The organism is Aromatoleum sp. (assembly GCF_032027225.1).
Classification (GTDB): Bacteria; Pseudomonadota; Gammaproteobacteria; order Burkholderiales; family Rhodocyclaceae; genus Aromatoleum.
This window is the reverse complement of the sequence record NZ_JAVSMM010000003.1, coordinates 266,675-285,289: the sequence shown is the minus strand read 5'-3', so window position 1 is coordinate 285,289 and position 18,615 is coordinate 266,675. Positions and strand designations below refer to the sequence as shown.

The following is an 18,615-nucleotide window of genomic DNA, read 5'->3' as shown; positions in this document are numbered from 1 at the left end:
GTCAAGTGCGTCGTTCGCCGACGCGCGTTTATCGTTATTCAGTATTCGGCTTGCCCGCTCAACCGAGGTTGAACCAGAAAGTGAGCAGAATGAAGACGCCGATGATCATCGCGAAGGCGTACTGGTAGAGGTGCCCGGTTTGGAACAGCCGGGAAATCTGTGCAACCCATCCGACCAGCCGCGCGGTGCCGTTGACTGCGACGCCGTCGATCACTCCCTGGTCGCCCCCCTTCCACAAGCCCTTGCCCAGCGCCCGCGCGCCCCCGGCAAACACGATTTCATTGATTCGATCGAAGTAGTACTTGTTTTCGAGCAGAGCGTGCACCGGGCGGAAGGTCCGCTGAATCGCGGCCGGGATATCCGGACGCACCAGGTAGAAGAACCACGCGAGCACGACCCCCGCCGTCGCAAGCCAGAACGGCGCCGTCTGCAGCCCGTGAAGGCCCATGGCTACCGCGCCGTGGAAGTTCGCGGCGAGTTCGGAAAGGCCGACGTGATTGTCGCCGACGTAAATGACGTCCTTGAACCAGTCGCCGAACAGCATCGGCTCGATCGTGAAGAAACCGATGCCAACCGACGGAATGGCGAGCAGAACGAGCGGCAACGTGACGACCCACGGAGACTCGTGCGGCTTCTGACCCGGCGCCAGGCCGTGGTGATGGTCCGTCGACGGTTCCTCGTCCTCGTGATCACCCTGATGATCGTGATGACCTTGGTTGCTACCGAAGCGCTCCTTGCCGTGGAACACGAGGAAATACAACCGGAACGAGTAGAACGCCGTCACGAACACGCCAATCAGCACGCAGAACAGCGCATAGCCGGCGCCAGGAATCGTCGACGCGTGGACCGCCTCGATGATCGAATCCTTCGAATAGAAGCCCGAAAAGAACGGGAAGCCGATCAGCGCGAGCGAACCGAGCAGCGACGTGAACCAGGTCACCGGCATGTATTTCCACAGCCCGCCCATGTTGCGCATGTCCTGGTCATGGTGCATGCCGATGATTACCGAACCCGCTCCCAGGAACAGCAGCGCCTTGAAGAACGCATGCGTCATCAGGTGGAACACCGCGGCCGAGTACGCCGAGACGCCGAGGGCGACCGTCATGTAGCCGAGCTGCGACAGCGTCGAGTACGCGATCACGCGCTTGATGTCGTTCTGGACGATGCCGAGGAAACCCATGAAGAGCGCAGTAGTCGCTCCGATGACGAGCACAAACGACAGTGCGACATCCGACAACTCGAACAGCGGCGACATGCGCGCGACCATGAAGATGCCGGCGGTAACCATCGTCGCAGCATGGATCAGTGCCGAAATCGGGGTCGGGCCTTCCATCGAGTCGGGGAGCCATACATGCAGCGGCACCTGAGCGGACTTACCCATTGCACCGATGAAGAGGCAGATGCAGATCGCGGTGATCAACGGCCAGCCCGTCACTGCCATGTCCTGGGCGGCGAGATCGCCGGCACGGGCGAACACCTCGGCGTAATCGAGGCTCCCTGCATACGCCGCGATCAGGCCGATACCGAGCAGGAATCCGAAGTCACCGACACGGTTGACAAGGAAAGCCTTGAGGTTCGCGTAGATCGCAGTCGGCCGCTCATACCAGAAGCCGATCAGCAGGTAAGACACGAGGCCGACTGCTTCCCAGCCGAAGAAGAGCTGCATGAAATTGTTCGCCATCACCAGCATCAACATCGAGAAGGTGAACAGCGAGATATAGCTGAAGAAGCGCTGGTACCCCGGATCGTCGTGCATGTAGCCGATCGTATAGATGTGCACCATCAGCGACACGAACGTCACGACGAGCATCATCATTACGGTCAGCGAGTCGATCAGGAAACCAACCTCGAAGTTGAGGTTCCCGCTCGTCATCCACGTGTAGATGGTGCCGTTGAACGTATTGCCCGCCTGGACGTCCTGATAGATGACGACTGACGCCGCGAACGCAATTGCGACGCCCAGGATCGTTACGACGTGGGCACCCACGCGGCCGATCGCCTTGCCGAACAGGCCGGCAAGAATTGCTCCGGCAAGCGGTGCGAGCGGCACCAGGAGATAAAGCTTTTGCATATCCGTCATCGCGACGCTTCCTTAACCCTTGAGGCTGTCCAGATCATCCACGTGGATCGTCCGCAGGTTGCGGAACAGCACGACCATAATCGCTAGGCCGATTGCCGACTCGGCGGCGGCGACGGTGAGGATGAAGAAAACAAAAAGCTGCCCGGCCAGATCGCCCAGGTAGTGCGAGAAGGCGATGAAGTTCAAATTGACCGCGAGCAGCATCAATTCGATCGCCATGAGCAGGACGATCAGGCTTTTCCGGTTGAGGAAAATCCCGACCACACTGATCGCGAACAGGATCGCGCCCAGAATGAGATAGTGGGAAAGCGAAAGCATCAAAAACTCCCTGATTACACCGGCTATACAGCCGCCGCTGTTCTTATTCTTTCTCGACAGACATCGAAATCAGTTCGACACGATCGTCGCGCCTGACCAAAACCTGTTCCGACGGATCGACGCGCTTTACACCCTTGCGTTTGCGCAACGTCAGGGTCACCGCAACGATCATGGCCACCAGCAGCAAGAGCGATGCGAGTTCGAACGGATAGACGTAGTCGGTATAAAGCAGACGCCCAAGTTCGCGAGTGTTGCTGTATCCACCCTGCGCCGCGGGTGGAGTGGGCATCGCTTCGAGGCCGAAGTAACGGCCGCCGAGCACGAGCGCCATCTCGACGACGAGCAACACACCGATCAAGGTGCCGACCGGCAGATAGCTCCAGAAGCCCTGCCGCAATCGGTCGAGATTGATGTCCAGCATCATGACGACGAACAGGAACAACACCATCACCGCCCCGACATAGACCATTACGAGGACGATCGCGAGGAATTCCGCGGCGAGCAACAGCCAGATACCTCCGGCGGTGAAAAACGCCAGCACCAGAAACAGTGCTGCCTGGACCGGATTTCGCGCGGTGATGACTCTCAGCGCCGAGAGCACCATGATCGCGGAGAGAACGTAAAAGACGAAGGTCTTGAATTCCATGTTCTGTATTGTGGCGCCGACCGGCGCCCTCCCTTAGCGGTACTTGGCGTCGACTTCCCGGTCCGCGGCGATCTGCGCTTCATACCGATCGCCGTTCGCCAGAAGCATCTGCTTGGTGTAGTAGAGGTCGCCGCGCTTTTCTCCGTGGTACTCGAACACCCGCGTTTCCACGATTGCATCCACGGGACAGGCCTCTTCACAGAAGCCGCAGAAAATGCACTTCGTCAGATCGATGTCGTAACGCGTTGTTCGGCGAGAACCGTCGTCACGTTGGTCTGACTCGATGGTGATGGCCAACGCGGGACAAATCGCTTCACAGAGCTTGCATGCAATGCAACGCTCCTCGCCGTTCGGATACCGGCGCAATGCATGCAGGCCGCGGAAACGCGGGCTCGCGGGAGTCTTCTCCTCCGGAAACTGAATGGTAATCTTGCGCGCGAACAGATGACGTCCGGTCAGCGCAAGGCCCTTCACAAGTTCCTTGAGGAACAGGCTACCGATGTAATCCTTGGCACCCATCTTCAGCCTCTCACTTCCAAATCGACAGTGGGGACATCATCCACACCGCAACCACGATCACCCAGGCGAGCGTAATCGGAATAAACACCTTCCAGCCCAGACGCATGATGTGGTCGTAGCGGAAACGGGGGAACGTTGCGCGCGCCCACAGGAACATGAACAGGATCGCAGCGGTCTTGAGCGCAAGCCAATGGAAGCCGTCGGGCAGAAATCCAACCGGCGACAGCCACCCGCCGAGAAACAGAACCGATGTGAGGATCGAGACCAGGATCATGTTCGCGTATTCGGCGAGGAAGAACAGCGCGAAGGCCATCCCCGAATACTCGACCATATGCCCTGCGACCACTTCCGACTCGCCCTCGACGACGTCGAAAGGAGCTCGGTTCGTCTCGGCGATCCCGGAAATCAGATACACGACGAACATCGGCAGCAATGGCAGCCAGTTCCACGACAGGAAGGAAAGGCCCATATCATGGAATTGACCCTGCCCCTGCGATCGGACGATATCGGAAAGATTCAAGCTTGAAGAGATCAGAAGGACACAAATGAGCGCAAACCCCATCGCCACTTCATAAGACACCATTTGTGCTGCCGCACGCATCGACCCCAGAAATGCATACTTAGAGTTCGACGCCCAGCCCGCGACGATCACGCCATAAACCTCGACGGACGTGATCGCGAGCACGAACAGCAAGCCCGCATTGACGTCGGCCAGAACCAAGCCGTCGTCGAAAGGAATGACGGCCCAGGCCGCCAACGACGGCGCGATTGCGAGAATCGGTCCGAGAATGAAAAGCCCCTTGCTCGAGCTCGACGGAACGATGATTTCCTTGAACAGCAGCTTGAGGGCATCGGCGATCGGCTGCAGGAGACCCTTCGGCCCGACGCGGTTGGGGCCGATACGAACCTGCATGTACCCGATGACCTTACGCTCGGCGAGCGTCAGATAGGCGACGCACACCATCAGCGGCGCGAGGATCGCGACGATTTTCGCCAGCGTCCAAACCGCGGGCCAAGCCGGACCGAACAACTGCGCAACGGGTTCGAGCATCGCTTCCATCAGATACGCTCCACGCTGATTTCGCCGCAAATCGAACCGAGTGCGGCGGTGGCGAGATGAGCAGCCGGTACCCGGACGCAACCGGGCGCCACGCCGTCGTCGGCAACGATTGCAAGTTCGGCAGTCGCAGCGCCCTGCTTCAGCCGCACACGACTACCCGACTCGACACCCAGGCGCGACAAGGTCGCGGAATTCGAACGAGCCACGACACCGGAAGCATCCCGAGTCTTTTGCAGCGGCGGCGAACGGCGAACGAGCGGATCGGCGAAGTAAATCGGGACATCACTGATACGCTCCAGCGACTGCGAGGCGGCCATCGGCGAAATCTCGATGTCGGCGACGCGGTTACCGAGTCGCGCAGCGACGTCTTCCGACAACACCTCGGCTGCGACGGCCTCAGAGTCGTTCTGTTCGAACCCATCGAGGTCGAGAAGATTGCCGAGCACGCGCACGACCTTCCAGCCCGGCCGCGTTTCGCCTCGGGGACGGGCCACCGCGTTGAAGCTCTGCACCCTTCCTTCGCAGTTCACGAAGGTGCCAGACGTCTCGGTAAAGGGCGAGATGGGCAGCAGCACATCGGCGCACGACAGCAGCGCGGGCGACGTGAAGCTCGACAGCGCGACCACCAGTTCGGCTCCTTGCAGCGCCGCCACCGTCGCGCTCGGATCAGCGAAATCGAGATCCGGCTCGGCGCCTAGCAACACGTAAGCCTTCAGCGGCTGCGCGATCATCTGTTTCGTGTTGAACCCGCCGACGATCGGCGTTGCCTTTGCAAGATAGCCGCCGACGCTGTTCGCAGCCTCGCCGATCACCCCAAACGAACCACCGCTGATGCGGGCGATCTCCTGCGCGACGAAATGCAGTTCAGCAGCGTGGGCCGATTGAACCGCAAAATTACCCAACCAGATAGCAACCCGACCGCCACTCGCAAGGTTCTGCGCAATCGCCCGCGCTTCGCTCGTGATTTCGCACGGAGCGGACGCTGCAAGCCTATCCGGCAGTGCAACGCCCTTTTCGGCCGCCAATGCGGTGGCCACCTGCAGGAGCGTCATGACCATCGCAGAAGGCGCGACGACAACGTCGTTCCTCACCGGCAGAAGCCAGTCATCGGAAGCAGCATTGATTGAATCGACTCGAAGGCCCCGCTTGGCGGCCTGACGGACACGTTGCGCGAGAAGCGGCGCGTCCTTGCGGAAGAAACTGCCGACGACCAGCAGACGGTCGAGCTTCGCGACGTCAGCAACTGCCATTCCGAGCCACGGCGCGCCTTCCAGGTGCCCGTCCGCGCGGAAGTCGGTCTGCCGAAGCCGGAAGTCGATATTGTCGGTCCCGAGCGTCCGACCGAACTTCTGCAAGAGATGCAGTTCCTCGAGCGTCGAATGCGGTGACGCGAGCATACCGATCGACGCCGGCCCCTCCTCCTTCGCAATGGCCAGCAATCCGTTTGCGGCAAACTCGAGCGCCGTCTGCCAGTCAGCCTGCTTCCACTCGCCGTCCTGCTTGATCATCGGGACCGTGAGCCGATCCTCGCTGTTCAGACCTTCGTACGAGAAGCGGTCCTTGTCGGACAACCAGCACTCGTTGATTTCCTCGTTTTCGAGCGGCAGAACGCGCTTTACGACGTCGTGCTTAACCTGAACGATGAGATTCGAGCCGAGCGCGTCATGTGGGCTGATCGACTTGCGCCGCGACAGCTCCCAGGTGCGTGCTGCAAAGCGGAACGGCTTCGAGGTCAGAGCCCCGACCGGACAGAGATCGATGATGTTGCCCGAGAGTTCGGAATCGACGGTCTTTTCGACGAAGGGCATGATCTCGGCGTGTTCGCCACGAAACGCCTGCCCAAGTTCCATCATTCCCGCGATCTCGGTCGTGAAGCGGACACAGCGCGTGCAGTTGATGCAACGAGTCATGTCTGTCGCGACCAACGGGCCGAGGTTCTTGTTGAAGACGACGCGCTTCTCTTCCTCGTAGCGGGACTGGCTGCTGCCGTAACCCACAGCCAGGTCCTGCAACTGACACTCGCCGCCCTGATCGCAGATCGGGAAGTCGAGCGGATGGTTGATCAGCAGGAATTCCATCACGCCCTTTTGGGCCTTGATGGCTTGTTCCGACCGCGTCCACACTTTCATGCCATTCGTAACCGGCGTCGCGCAGGCGGGAAGCGGCTTCGGCGCCTTCTCGACCTGCACGAGGCACATGCGACAGTTGGCGGCGATGGAAAGTTTCTTGTGGTAACAGAAGTGCGGAATGTATGAACCGGCCTTCGTGGCGGCATCCATTACGGTGCTGCCGTCCTCGACCGATACCTGCTTGCCGTCGATTTCAATCTCTAGCATCACTGACTCACGTAGATTTTGCTGCCTTCGTACTGCACCTCGGGCGGCACGAGACATTTCTTGTTTTCGATGTGGTACTCGAATTCCGAGCCGAAGTGCTTGATGAAACTTTGCACCGGCATCGACGCCGCGTCGCCAAGCGCGCAGATCGTCCTGCCCATGATGTTGCCCGTCACCGAATTCAGCAGATCGAGGTCGTCGGGGCGACCCAAACCGTTCTCGATCCGATGCACCACGCGGTACAGCCAGCCCGTCCCCTCGCGACACGGGGTGCACTGACCGCAGGATTCCTCGAAGTAAAAATACGACAGACGCTCAAGGGCCTTCACCATGCACGTCGTCTCGTCCATGACGATCACCGCGCCCGAGCCGAGCATCGAGCCCGCCTTCGCGATCGAGTCGTAGTCCATCGTGCAGTCCATCATGGTCGCGGCAGGCAACACCGGTGCCGACGATCCCCCCGGAATCACGCCCTTCAGCTTGCGACCTGCGCGCATTCCACCGGCCATCTCGAGCAACTCGGAGAAAGGCGTTCCCAACTCGATCTCGTAATTGCCGGGCCTGTTTACGTGACCGGACACCGAGAACAGCTTCGTACCGCCGTTATTCGGCTTGCCGAGACCGAGAAACGCCTCACCGCCCATGTTCACAATGAACGGGACTGAGGCGAAGGTTTCGGTGTTGTTGATCGTCGTCGGCTTCCCGTACAGACCATAGCTAGCGGGGAACGGCGGTTTGAAGCGGGGCTGCCCCTTCTTTCCCTCGATGGATTCGAGCAATGCCGTTTCTTCGCCGCAGATATAGGCCCCATATCCGTGATGCGCGAACAGGTCGAACGAAAAGTCCGAACCAAGGATGTTCGCACCGAGCAATCCCGCGTCGCGCGCTTCCGCCAGCGCTTCTTCGAAACGCTGGTAGATCTCGAAGATCTCGCCGTGAATGTAGTTGTATCCACGCTCACAGCCCATTGCATACGCTGCAATCGTCATGCCTTCGATCACGCTGTGCGGGTTGTATCGCAGGATGTCGCGATCCTTGAAAGTCCCCGGTTCGCCTTCGTCGGAATTGCACGCGAGATACTTCGACCCTGGAAACGCACGGGGCATGAAGCTCCACTTCAACCCGGTCGGAAAGCCGGCACCCCCGCGTCCACGCAGCGAGGACGCTTTCAGCTCGGCAATGATCGTTTCGGGCGCAATCTTCTCGCCGATGATCTTCTTGAGCGCCGAATAACCACCGCGCGCGATGTAATCCTGTAACCGCCAGGTACGGTCGCCGTCTACGCCGGCGAGAATAAGTCCGCGTGCGCTCATTTGTTTTCCAGATCGGCCAACAATTGATCGATCTTTTCCTCTGTCATCCAGCTGCACATCCGATGATTGTTCATCAGAAGTACCGGAGCATCGCCGCAAGCTCCCATGCACTCACCCTCCTTGAGAGTGAACTTGCCATCGGGAGTCGTTTCGTTGAAATCGATTCCGAGCTTTTTCTTCAGGTAATCCGCCGCGTGCACGCCGCCTGACAGCGCACAGGGGAGATTCGTGCAAACGGTGATCTTGTGCCGGCCGACCGGTTGCAAGTCGTACATGTTGTAGAAACTCGCGACCTCGTAGGCCGCAATGGCGGGCATGTCGAGATAGTCGGCGAGAAACTCGATCGTTTCCTTCGCCAGCCAACCCTTTTCGACTTGCGCGATGCGCAGCGCCGACATTACCGCAGACTGTTTCTGATCGACCGGGTACTTCGCAATCTCGCGATCGATCTGTTGTAGCGATTCCTGACTCAGCATGTCGTCTTGATCTTCCGGAAAGCTTGCCGATTCCCTCTTAGTTCCACCGACGCTGGAGCACCGGTTCCCGATGCGGGGATGCTCATCGATCGATGTCGCCGAATACGAGATCGAGCGTACCGACGATGGCAACCACGTCTGCGATCATGTGCCCGCGTGCAATCTCGTCGATCGCCGCCAAATGCGGAAAACCGGGCGCACGCAGCTTGAGACGGTAAGGCTTGTTGGCGCCGTCAGAGACGGCATATACGCCGAACTCGCCTTTCGGATGCTCGATCGCCGCATAGACTTCGCCCGCCGGCACATGAATACCTTCAGAAAAGAGCTTGAAGTGATGGATCAGCTCTTCCATGTTTGCTTTCATGTTCTCGCGCGGAGGCGGAGCGACCTTGTAGTTGTCGGTCATCACCGGGCCGGGGTTCTTGCGCAGCCAATCAATGCATTGCTTGATGATGCGGTTCGACTGGCGCATCTCTTCCATGCGACAGAGATATCGATCGTAACAGTCGCCGGTCTTGCCGACCGGGATATCGAAATCGACTCGATCATAAACTTCGTAGGGCTGCTTCTTGCGCAAATCCCAGGCGACTCCCGACCCACGCAACATCGGACCGGTAAATCCCCAGGCCAGCGCCTGTTCCGGCGACACCACACCGATTCCGACGGTGCGCTGCTTCCAGATGCGGTTATCGGTCAGCAGGGTCTCGTATTCGTCACAACAGCCCGGGAAGCGATTGGTGAAATCCTCAAGAAAATCGAGTAGCGAGCCTTCACGAGCTGCGTTGAGTTCCTTTACGACCCTCTCGCTCTTGAACCTGTTCACTTGGTACTGCGGCATTCTGTCGGGAAGATCGCGATAGACACCGCCGGGCCGGTAGTAGGCAGCATGCATACGCGCGCCGGACACCGCCTCGTAGACGTCCATGAGATCCTCGCGCTCACGAAACGTGTACAGGATCGCGGTCATCGCACCGATGTCGATCGCGTGTGCTCCGATCCCCATCAGGTGGTTCAGGATGCGCGTGACTTCATCGAACATGACGCGGATGTACTGGGCACGCAACGGCACTTCAAGACCGAGCAAACGCTCGATCGCCATGCAGTATGCATGCTCGTTGCACATCATCGACACGTAGTCGAGCCGGTCCATATAGGGCACGGACTGCACCCAAGTCCGCGTTTCGGCGAGCTTTTCGGTGCCGCGGTGAAGCAGACCCACATGTGGATCTGCGCGCTCAACCACCTCTCCGTCGAGCTCGAGCACCAGGCGCAGCACGCCGTGAGCTGCCGGGTGCTGAGGGCCGAAGTTGATCGTATAGTTGCGGATCTCAGCCATTGCCAACGTCCCCGTAGTTCTCTTCGCGCACAATGCGCGGGGTGTTTTCGCGAGGCTCGATGGTCACGGGCTGATAGACCACCCTGCCCTGCTCCGGGTCATAGCGCATTTCGACGTAGCCGGTAACCGGAAAATCTTTTCGGAACGGATGTCCCACAAAACCGTAGTCAGTGAGAATCCGCCGCAGATCGGAGTGACCGGAAAACATGATTCCGTATAGATCGAACGCTTCACGTTCATACCAATTCGCGCCCGACCATACCGGGATCAGCGACTCCAGGACCGGAAACGCGTCGTCGTCTGCAAAAACACGGAGTCGAACACGCCAATTATGCGTCACTGAAAGAAGGTGAACCGCCAAGGCAAAGCGCTTGCCGTTCCAGTCGCCTTGCCCGTACGCCGAATAATCGAGCCCGGTTAGATCAATCAACTGCTCGAACCGCAATTGCGCATGATCACGCAACAGTTGCGCGACCGGGAGATAATCACCGGCCGCGACCTCGATCGTGACCTCCCCGCGATCGGTCGCGACAGACCGCAATCTGTCGCCAAGGACCTCCTGCAGCGACTGACTCAGGCGTTCTAGCTTTGCACTCATCTTCGGGACACCTGTTAGCGCGCGATCGTGCTGGTGCGCTTGATCTTGTTCTGCAACTGAATGATGCCGTACAGCAGGGCCTCGGCCGTTGGCGGACAACCCGGCACATAGACGTCGACCGGAACAATGCGGTCGCAACCCCGAACCACCGAATAGGAGTAGTGATAGTAGCCACCCCCGTTCGCGCATGAACCCATCGAGATCACCCGGCGCGGCTCGGCCATCTGGTCATAAACTTTGCGCAATGCCGGAGCCATCTTGTTGCACAGAGTTCCGGCAACAATCATCAGATCGGACTGCCGCGGGCTCGGCCTGAAGATGATGCCGAAGCGATCCAAGTCGTAGCGCGCCATGCCGGCATGCATCATTTCGACTGCGCAACACGCCAGACCGAAAGTCATCGGCCACAAGGAACCGGTCCGCGTCCAATTGATGACTGCATCAAGCGAGGTCGTGACAAACCCCTCGCGAAAGACGCCCTCAATGCTCATATATCACTCCCAGTCCAGCGCGCCGTTTTTCCACTCGACGACGTAGCCGATTACCAGCACAGCAAGAAACAGCATTACCGACCCGAATACGAACCAGGCGACCTCACCGGCCGCGATGAATTCCTGGAAGACGGTCGCCCACGGAAACAAAAAGGCGATTTCGAGATCAAAAAGAATGAAGAGGATCGCTATGAGGTAATAGCGAACATCGAATTTCATGCGTGCGTCTTCGAACGCTTCGAAACCGCACTCGTACGGAGACAGTTTTTCACTGCTGGGACGATATGGACCAAGAAGGCGGCCGAGAATCACCGGAACAAGCCCGAATCCCAGACCAACGAGGATGAACATCAGGACAGGAAAGTAATTTTCCAGCATCGCACAACACCCCGTTTTAATTTCTCGTCAATTCCAGCTTCAGAGAAGAAGCTGCAAGAAAACGCCCGCTTTCGCGGGCGATCTCGAATACTGGTGCCGACGGTGAGACTCGAACTCACACGGCTTTCGCCACCACCCCCTCAAGATGGCGTGTCTACCAATTTCACCACGTCGGCACGTTTGTTACAGCCAGAAAATTATACGACGTTTTTCGGACTACGCAAAGCCTAAAAAAATCTATTTTGGGATCGATTGCGCTTTCGAATCCTGCGCCGCGCCCTTGTCTGCCGCCTCACCAGCAGTCGACGGAGCCGCTGCAGGCGCTGCTCCTTCCATCACGCTAGTCGGCTGTGCCGGCTTGTCACTCGCGAGATAACTCAGTCCAAGACTGGTAGCAAAAAAGATCGTCGCGAGAACAGCGGTCGTACGACTAAGGAAATTGGCAGAACCGGACGAACCAAAAACGCTACCGGAAGCACCCCCACCAAACGCCGCCCCCGCGTCAGCGCCTTTTCCATGCTGCATCAATACCAAGCCGATGACGCCGAGTCCGACGAGTACATGAACCGTCAGAACGAGTGAGAAAACGAGATTATTCATTTAAGACCTTCGAATTGCCGCACATTGTCCTGCGTAGCGACCGATGCTGCTTCGCAGATACCGAGAAATTGGGCGGCGATCAACGAAGCCGCCCCGATCAAACCCCCATCCGAATCGGGCAAACCGAAAAGGGGCCCCGCACTCTCCGGCTTCACGCTTCCACCGTAAAGGATTCTGACGTCGCCAGCTTCAGAAGTACGATCTGCCAGCCAACCGCGCACGAAAGACAGGACACCTTGTACCTGAGCAGGGGAAGCAGCCTGTCCGGTGCCGATGGCCCACACGGGTTCGTACGCGATCACCAGCCGGGAGAGCGAAGAAGCGCCCACGATCTCGGCTACTGCATCGAGTTGCCCCCGAAGAACCGCCTCCGTCCGACCCGCTGAATGCTCTTCGAGCGACTCGCCTACACAAAGAATCGGAACGAGCCCGGCGCGCATTGCCGCCAACGCTTTTCGACCAACGCGTGTCGAATCGTCGCCGAACATCGACCTCCGTTCGGAATGGCCGACTATCGTGTAGCGGCAACCGAAGTCCGCGAGCATCGCCGCACTCACTTCTCCGGTATATGCCCCCTCGGCGAATTCGCAGACGTCCTGCGCTCCGAGGGCGATGGAAGCACCGGAAAGATGCTCCCGAGCCTGCGCGAGGTACGGAAACGGAACGCAGACCGCGCAATCGACATCATCAGGTACGCGCGCAGAGAGCGTGCGAAGCAGCTCCCGATTGCGGACCAGATCGCCGTTCATCTTCCAGTTCCCGACGACAAGCTTACGTCTCATCCGCCTGAACCCAATAAAATCGTGCGATTCTATCCTGCCAGACCGCCTATGGTAAAGGCGAAGACGCAACGGGCCGCAACACGCCTCGGGCGCGACGCGTTGGACGCGATCTCCGTATGCGGTGCAGCGAAGCCGGCCCGGGCCGCGGGTGCCCGACCGTTAACCGAACCGACCGGTGATGTAATCTTCCGTTTCACGTCGCGTCGGGTTGACGAACAGTTGTCGCGTCCGCCCGAACTCGATCAGTTCGCCGAGGTACATGTACGCCGTATAGTCCGATACACGGGCTGCCTGCTGCATGTTGTGCGTGACGATCAGAATCGTGACGCGCTCACGCAACTGGTCGATAAGCTCTTCGATGCTAGCCGTCGCAATCGGATCGAGAGCCGAAGTGGGCTCATCGAACAGGAGCACTTCAGGATCGGTCGCCAGGCAGCGTGCGATACATAGCCGTTGCTGCTGTCCGCCTGACAACGCGAAGGCGGGATCATTGAGGCGCTTCTCCACCTCGGTCCACAGGGCAGCCCCCTTCAGCGCCTGCTCGACGCGATCGTCGATGACGGATCGGCTCCGCTCTCCACGCACCCGCAAGCCGTACGCGACGTTCTCGTAGATCGATTTCGGAAACGGGTTTGGTTTCTGGAAAACCATCCCGATCCGCATGCGCACTTCGATCGGATCCACAGAGGCATCGAGCAGGTTGGTGTTGTCCGGGTATAGCCGGATCGCCCCTTCGTATCGGTTACCGGGATACAGATCGTGCATTCGGTTGCATGCCCGAAGGAGGGTCGATTTCCCGCAACCGGACGGGCCGATCAGCGCAGTCACCTGTTTCTCATGGATCGGGAGAGTAATCTCCTTCAACGCCTTGAAGTCGCCGTAGTAGAAACTGAAATCCTCCGCGGCGGCTTTGACCGCGGGAGCGCTGGACGATTGTGGCCGCTCGTCCGCGCTCCGATCCCCGAGGGCGGTTGCAACGCTGCCCGCAGCGGGTGCGATCGAATCTTTGTCCGAAGGATTGCTGGAACGCAGCGGAGCGTTTCCTACCATTTGATGTCCTTGCGCAGGTGATAACGAATCCAGATCGACGCCGCATTCATGGCGAGGGTCATGAGCACCAGGACGAAGCCGGCTGCAGCGGCATTCTGCTGGAAAGCTTCCTCGGGGCGTGACGTCCAGTTGAACATCTGGATCGGCATGACGGTGAAACCGGATTTGAGCCATTCGAAGTTGATCCACGGAAACTCCGGACCGATCGGTGACTCAGGAAGGAAAGCGATGAAGGTCAGCGCGCCGATCGTGATGATCGGGGCCGTTTCTCCGATCGCGCGCGACATTCCGATGATTACACCGGTGAGGATCCCCGGCATCGAGTACGGAACGATGTGGTCGCGGGTAACCTGCCATCGCGTGGCACCGACGGCGTACGCGCCCTCCCTGATGTGCTGAGGGATCGAACGGATCGCTTCGCGCGTCGCGACGATGACGATCGGCAGGATCAGGAGCCCGAGGGTCAGGCCCGCCGAAAGGATGCTCTGACCGAAGCCGAAGGTGTATACGAACACGCCCAATGCCAGCAGGCCGTATACGATCGACGGAACGCCGGCGAGATTCGTCACGTTGATTTCGATGATCTCGGTCACGAGGTTCTTCGGCGCGTACTCTTCGAGATAGACGCCAGCTGCGACGCCCAGAGGTACCGCAGACACCGCGGTGACAAGCATCACCAGCAACGACCCCACCCAGGCCGAGAGGATCCCGGCCTGCCCCGCACGGCGGGACGGGAAACTCGTGAAGAATTCCGGGGTCAGCCGCTCCCAACCGGCGAAGGCCATTTGCAGGAACAGCGCGAGAAAGGTCAGTACACCGACCATCAGCGCAACGACGCCCGCGACGGCGAAGACAAGGTCCCAGCGCTTGTTGCGCCGGACAATGCGATGAATGACCGAGAGTTCGGAAGATTTCATGCTCGCCCTCTCAGTAAGCTTCACGGAAGCGGCGGCGAATAACCTGGCCCGCGATGTTGAGCAGCAGAGTCATCAACATCAGACTGAGGCCAGCCGCGAAGATCGACTGATAGCCAATCGAACCGTGCGGCAGATCGCCTAGCGCCACCTGCACGATATAAGCCGAGATCGTTTGCGCCTGCTCCATCGGGTTCATCGTGAAATTCGGCTGCATCCCCGCCGCGACAGCAACGATCATCGTCTCGCCGACGGCTCGCGAAATTCCGAGGATATATGCCGAAAGGATCCCGGAAAGCGCTGCAGGAAATACGACTCTAACCGCGGTCTGAAATTTCGTGCTGCCCATCGCATACGCACCTTCGCGCATGCTCATGGGCACAGCCCGCATTGCATCCTCTGCGAGGGAACTGACGTAGGGAATGATCGCGATGCCCATGACGATGCCGGCGCCGAGCATGTTGAAGCCGGGCAGGCTCGGAATGAAGATCTGCAGCAGAGGAATGACCACCGCCAGCGCGAAATAGCCATAGACGATCGTCGGAATTCCGCCGAGAAGCTCCAGAAACGGCTTCACGACTTCGCGGACGGCTGCGGGCGCGAATTCGGATAGGTAGATCGCGATCGTGGTCCCGAGCGGGATCGCCACAACAAGGGCAACCAGCGAGGTCGTCAGCGTTCCGGACAGCAGCGGCAGAATACCGTAATGCGCATCGGCGAAAAGCGGCGTCCACATCGTGTCGGTGAGAAAGTCGACCAGCGGGACGGACTCGAAAAAATGAACCGATTCGCTGACGAGCACCCAGACGATGCCGATCGTCGTGAGAACGGACACGCCCGCAGCCCCGAACAGGAGCAACTCGATGACGCGTTCCCTGAAATTGCGCAGCCCTTTCTTCGCCAAACGGTCGCTTACGACCATGGGCGCAAATCGAGCACTCCCTACAGCGCTGACAGTGTCGGTTTCTTGCATTCTTCGTATAGTCAACGGAAAAGCGGCGCACGGCCCACGCCGTGCGCCTCGTCCATTTAGAGCTTCGCTTCGCGGCTCAGCAGCGCGTCGATGGTCACGCCGATTTCCGGCTCACCGCCGAAGACGGTACCGACCTTTTTCTTGGCGATATGATCCTGAGCGATTTCGTAAGCCTTCGCTGAAAGCGGAACGTACTTGACTTCCGCGGCGAGCTTCCCGGCATTCTTCAGGTAATACGTCGTGAAGTCACGCACTTCCGGCCGCTCGAGCGCCTTCTCGCTGATGTAGATGAAGATCGGTCGCGACATCGGGTTATATGAGCCGTCGGACACGCTCTGCGGCGACGGTTCCACGGCTTTCCCGGCCGCATTGACAATCGGCACGGCCTTCAATTTTCCCTTGTTTTCTGCGTAGTACGCGTAGCCGAAATAGCCGATCGCATTCACGTCCCGCGACACGCCCTGAACCAGCACGTTGTCGTCCTCCGACGCTGTATAGTCGCCCCGCGATGACTTCGCCTTGCCGACGACCGCTTCGGTGAAGTAATCGAAGGTACCCGAGTCGGAGCCGGCGCCGAAGAGCTTGAGCGGGGCATCGGGAAAAGAGGCGTCAACCTGCTTCCAGGTCGTCACCGTGCCCTGCGAAGCCGGCTCCCACATCTTCTTGAGTTGCTCGACGCCGAGCTGCTTGACGAATTCGTTCTTCGGATTGACGACGACCGTCAGTGCATCGAACGCGACCGGGATCTCGTAGTACTTGATGCCGGCCTGCCCACATGCCTCCATCTCCTTTTTCAGGATCGGACGCGATGCGCCCGCGACGTCGATCTCGCCGCGACAGAACTTCTTGAAGCCGCCGCCAGTACCGGAAATCCCGACGGTCACCTTCACATTCCCCTTCACGGACTTCTGGAAATCCTCGGCAACCGCCTCGGTGATGGGAAACACCGTACTCGATCCGTCTACCTTGACGATGGACTGGGCATGCGCGAGTTGCGAGCCGAAGGCGACGACTGCTGCGGCGAAAGCGACCTGCTTCATACGGGACATGCAAAATCTCCTGTTGGCGAACCCGTCGATTCGGAATCGACGTCATCGGAATTGCAGGACATCGCGCGACAGTGCGCGATGCAGCAGAAACTCGCTCGAACCGGACCTCATCGCAAGGGCGTCGACTCCTCGCGCTGCGCCCCGGCGCATCCAGAAGCGCCGCCGCGCCGAATACTACATTGAAACCGGTACGAGCCCGCGCAGTGTAGAGATTTTAGATTTCAGGAATGTGACATGTCACATTCCTCCGAGTGGGTAACGCTCATGTTCGCCGCCGACAAAATCGAACTACGCGGGCTGGCACCTGCCCGTCCCGAGCCGCCGGTCGGACTTCGATCAGACGGTGCAATGTCCGATGCAATCGGCGATTTCTTGAGCAAGCCGCTCCACCTCGACCGAATTCTGGCCTTCGACCATCACGCGCAGGAGCGGTTCGGTGCCAGAGGGTCGCAACAGTACGCGCCCCCGGTCGCCCAACTCGGACACCGCCTGCGCCCGAGCACGTTCGATCCGCTCGTCCGCCTGCCAGTCGAAGCCGGGTGGCAGACGCACATTGACAAGCTTTTGGGGATAGAAGACGAGATCCGCGCAGGCCTCGGCTAGGCTCTGCCCGCTTTCGATCAACGCCGCCAGAACCTGCAACGCCGACACGATGCCGTCCCCTGTGGTGTGCCGATCGAGACAAATGATGTGGCCCGAATTCTCGCCTCCGAGTTTCCATCCACGCTCGTGAAGCATTTCCAATACGTAGCGGTCACCGACCTTCGCGCGGGCGAACGGCACGCCGAGCCGGGCGATCGCATGCTCGAAACCAAGATTGCTCATCTGCGTGCCGACCACACCCTCGAGACGGCCGGCGGCTTTTCTCGCCCGCGCAATGACGTACAACAGCTTGTCGCCGTCGTAGAGGATTCCGTCTCGGTCGACCATGATCAACCGGTCACCGTCGCCGTCGAGGGCAATCCCGAGATCGGTCCCGTGGGCAAGGACCGCCGCCCGCAGCGTTTCCGGACAGGTGGCGCCGACCTCGTCATTGATGTTGAGACCGTTCGGATCGACGCCGACCGTCACCACTTCCGCGCCGAGTTCGTGGAACACGCTGGGGGCGATGTGGTACGCCGCTCCATGCGCACAGTCGAGCGTAATGCGCAGGCCGCGCAAATCCAGGTCGTTCGGGAAGGTGCTCTTGCAGAACTCGACGTACCGCCCCGCGGCGTCGTTGATGCGGCGGGCCTTGCCGAGCGAAGCGGATTCGGCGCAGGCCATCGGGCGATCGACGAGCGTCTCGATCTCTTCCTCGATCGCATCGGGCAGCTTCGCACCGTTTGCCGAGAAGAACTTGATGCCATTGTCGTAATAGGGGTTATGCGAGGCGGAGATCACGACGCCGGCCTGCAGACGAAGCGCGCGGGTAAGGTACGCGACCGCCGGCGTCGGAACGGGCCCGGCGAGCATCACGTCGACCCCCGCCGCGGCAAATCCCGCTTCCAGCGCCGCTTCCAGCATGTATCCGGAAATGCGCGTGTCCTTCCCGATCAGCACCGCCGGCCGGTCACCGGGCGGCAACTGCCCGCGCGACACGAGCGTCACGCCCGCCGCGAATCCGAGCCGCATGACGAAATCCGGCGTGATTGTCGAGTCGCCTACCCTGCCCCGGACGCCATCGGTGCCGAAATACTTCCGTCCCATTTTTCTC

The 18,615-nt window shown here is 59.6% G+C and carries 19 protein-coding genes and 1 tRNA gene; all 20 read right to left on the bottom strand.

Annotated elements, in window-relative coordinates:
• Window positions 1-58 precede the first annotated feature (58 nt).
• Window positions 59-2,080 (bottom strand): NADH-quinone oxidoreductase subunit L, encoded by a 2,022-nt coding sequence (nuoL, locus tag ROZ37_RS06135; protein ID WP_312658291.1) that lies wholly within the window; start codon window positions 2,078-2,080, stop codon window positions 59-61.
• A gap of 12 nt (window positions 2,081-2,092) precedes the next feature.
• A complete protein-coding gene (gene nuoK / locus ROZ37_RS06130; RefSeq protein ID WP_312658290.1) occupies window positions 2,093-2,401 on the bottom strand; it encodes an NADH-quinone oxidoreductase subunit NuoK in 309 nt (102 codons plus the stop codon).
• A gap of 40 nt (window positions 2,402-2,441) precedes the next feature.
• Window positions 2,442-3,044 (bottom strand): NADH-quinone oxidoreductase subunit J, encoded by a 603-nt coding sequence (locus tag ROZ37_RS06125; RefSeq protein WP_312658289.1) that lies wholly within the window; start codon window positions 3,042-3,044, stop codon window positions 2,442-2,444.
• Between the two features lie 33 nt (window positions 3,045-3,077).
• The gene (gene nuoI / locus ROZ37_RS06120; protein ID WP_312658288.1) at window positions 3,078-3,563 is read right to left on the bottom strand and encodes an NADH-quinone oxidoreductase subunit NuoI; all 486 of its coding nucleotides are present in this window, start codon (window positions 3,561-3,563) and stop codon (window positions 3,078-3,080) included.
• A 10-nt stretch (window positions 3,564-3,573) separates the two neighbouring features.
• Window positions 3,574-4,623 carry an NADH-quinone oxidoreductase subunit NuoH gene (gene nuoH / locus ROZ37_RS06115; RefSeq protein WP_312658287.1) on the bottom strand — a complete coding sequence of 350 codons (1,050 nt, stop codon included), beginning with the start codon at window positions 4,621-4,623 and terminating at the stop codon, window positions 3,574-3,576.
• Window positions 4,623-6,959 (bottom strand): NADH-quinone oxidoreductase subunit NuoG, encoded by a 2,337-nt coding sequence (nuoG, locus tag ROZ37_RS06110; protein ID WP_312658327.1) that lies wholly within the window; start codon window positions 6,957-6,959, stop codon window positions 4,623-4,625. Before nuoG ends, nuoH begins: the two co-directional genes overlap by 1 nt.
• Entirely contained in the window at window positions 6,959-8,272 is a 1,314-nt protein-coding gene (gene nuoF, locus ROZ37_RS06105; protein WP_312658326.1) for an NADH-quinone oxidoreductase subunit NuoF, read from the bottom strand. The genes nuoG and nuoF overlap by 1 nt, the downstream gene beginning before the upstream one ends.
• On the bottom strand, window positions 8,269-8,748 hold the full coding sequence (gene nuoE, locus ROZ37_RS06100) for an NADH-quinone oxidoreductase subunit NuoE (RefSeq protein ID WP_312658286.1): 480 nt from the start codon (window positions 8,746-8,748) through the stop codon (window positions 8,269-8,271). Before nuoE ends, nuoF begins: the two co-directional genes overlap by 4 nt.
• Before the next feature lie 82 nt (window positions 8,749-8,830).
• Window positions 8,831-10,084, bottom strand: a complete 1,254-nt coding sequence (locus tag ROZ37_RS06095; RefSeq protein ID WP_312658285.1) for an NADH-quinone oxidoreductase subunit D — start codon at window positions 10,082-10,084, stop codon at window positions 8,831-8,833.
• Window positions 10,077-10,682 carry an NADH-quinone oxidoreductase subunit C gene (locus tag ROZ37_RS06090; protein WP_312658284.1) on the bottom strand — a complete coding sequence of 202 codons (606 nt, stop codon included), beginning with the start codon at window positions 10,680-10,682 and terminating at the stop codon, window positions 10,077-10,079. Before ROZ37_RS06090 ends, ROZ37_RS06095 begins: the two co-directional genes overlap by 8 nt.
• A 14-nt stretch (window positions 10,683-10,696) precedes the next feature.
• Complete coding sequence (locus ROZ37_RS06085) at window positions 10,697-11,173, bottom strand: NADH-quinone oxidoreductase subunit B family protein (protein ID WP_312658283.1); 477 nt, start codon at window positions 11,171-11,173, stop codon at window positions 10,697-10,699.
• 3 nt (window positions 11,174-11,176) lie between these two features.
• Entirely contained in the window at window positions 11,177-11,551 is a 375-nt protein-coding gene (gene ndhC / locus ROZ37_RS06080; RefSeq protein ID WP_312658281.1) for an NADH-quinone oxidoreductase subunit A, read from the bottom strand.
• A gap of 91 nt (window positions 11,552-11,642) precedes the next feature.
• Window positions 11,643-11,727 (bottom strand) — tRNA-Leu (locus ROZ37_RS06075).
• Window positions 11,728-11,788: 61 nt separating this feature from the next.
• Window positions 11,789-12,151: a preprotein translocase subunit SecG gene (secG, locus tag ROZ37_RS06070; RefSeq protein WP_312658279.1), complete on the bottom strand. Its 363-nt coding sequence runs from the start codon at window positions 12,149-12,151 to the stop codon at window positions 11,789-11,791.
• Window positions 12,148-12,933, bottom strand: a complete 786-nt coding sequence (gene tpiA / locus ROZ37_RS06065; protein WP_312658276.1) for a triose-phosphate isomerase — start codon at window positions 12,931-12,933, stop codon at window positions 12,148-12,150. Before tpiA ends, secG begins: the two co-directional genes overlap by 4 nt.
• Window positions 12,934-13,092: 159 nt before the next feature.
• Entirely contained in the window at window positions 13,093-13,983 is an 891-nt protein-coding gene (pstB, locus tag ROZ37_RS06060) for a phosphate ABC transporter ATP-binding protein PstB (protein WP_312658274.1), read from the bottom strand.
• Window positions 13,977-14,900, bottom strand: a complete 924-nt coding sequence (pstA, locus tag ROZ37_RS06055) for a phosphate ABC transporter permease PstA (RefSeq protein WP_312658272.1) — start codon at window positions 14,898-14,900, stop codon at window positions 13,977-13,979. The genes pstB and pstA overlap by 7 nt, the downstream gene beginning before the upstream one ends.
• A 10-nt stretch (window positions 14,901-14,910) precedes the next feature.
• Complete coding sequence (pstC, locus tag ROZ37_RS06050; RefSeq protein ID WP_312658270.1) at window positions 14,911-15,870, bottom strand: phosphate ABC transporter permease subunit PstC; 960 nt, start codon at window positions 15,868-15,870, stop codon at window positions 14,911-14,913.
• A gap of 56 nt (window positions 15,871-15,926) precedes the next feature.
• Window positions 15,927-16,919 carry a PstS family phosphate ABC transporter substrate-binding protein gene (locus ROZ37_RS06045; protein ID WP_312658268.1) on the bottom strand — a complete coding sequence of 331 codons (993 nt, stop codon included), beginning with the start codon at window positions 16,917-16,919 and terminating at the stop codon, window positions 15,927-15,929.
• Between the two features lie 336 nt (window positions 16,920-17,255).
• Complete coding sequence (glmM, locus tag ROZ37_RS06040) at window positions 17,256-18,608, bottom strand: phosphoglucosamine mutase (protein WP_312658267.1); 1,353 nt, start codon at window positions 18,606-18,608, stop codon at window positions 17,256-17,258.
• Window positions 18,609-18,615: the final 7 nt, after the last annotated feature.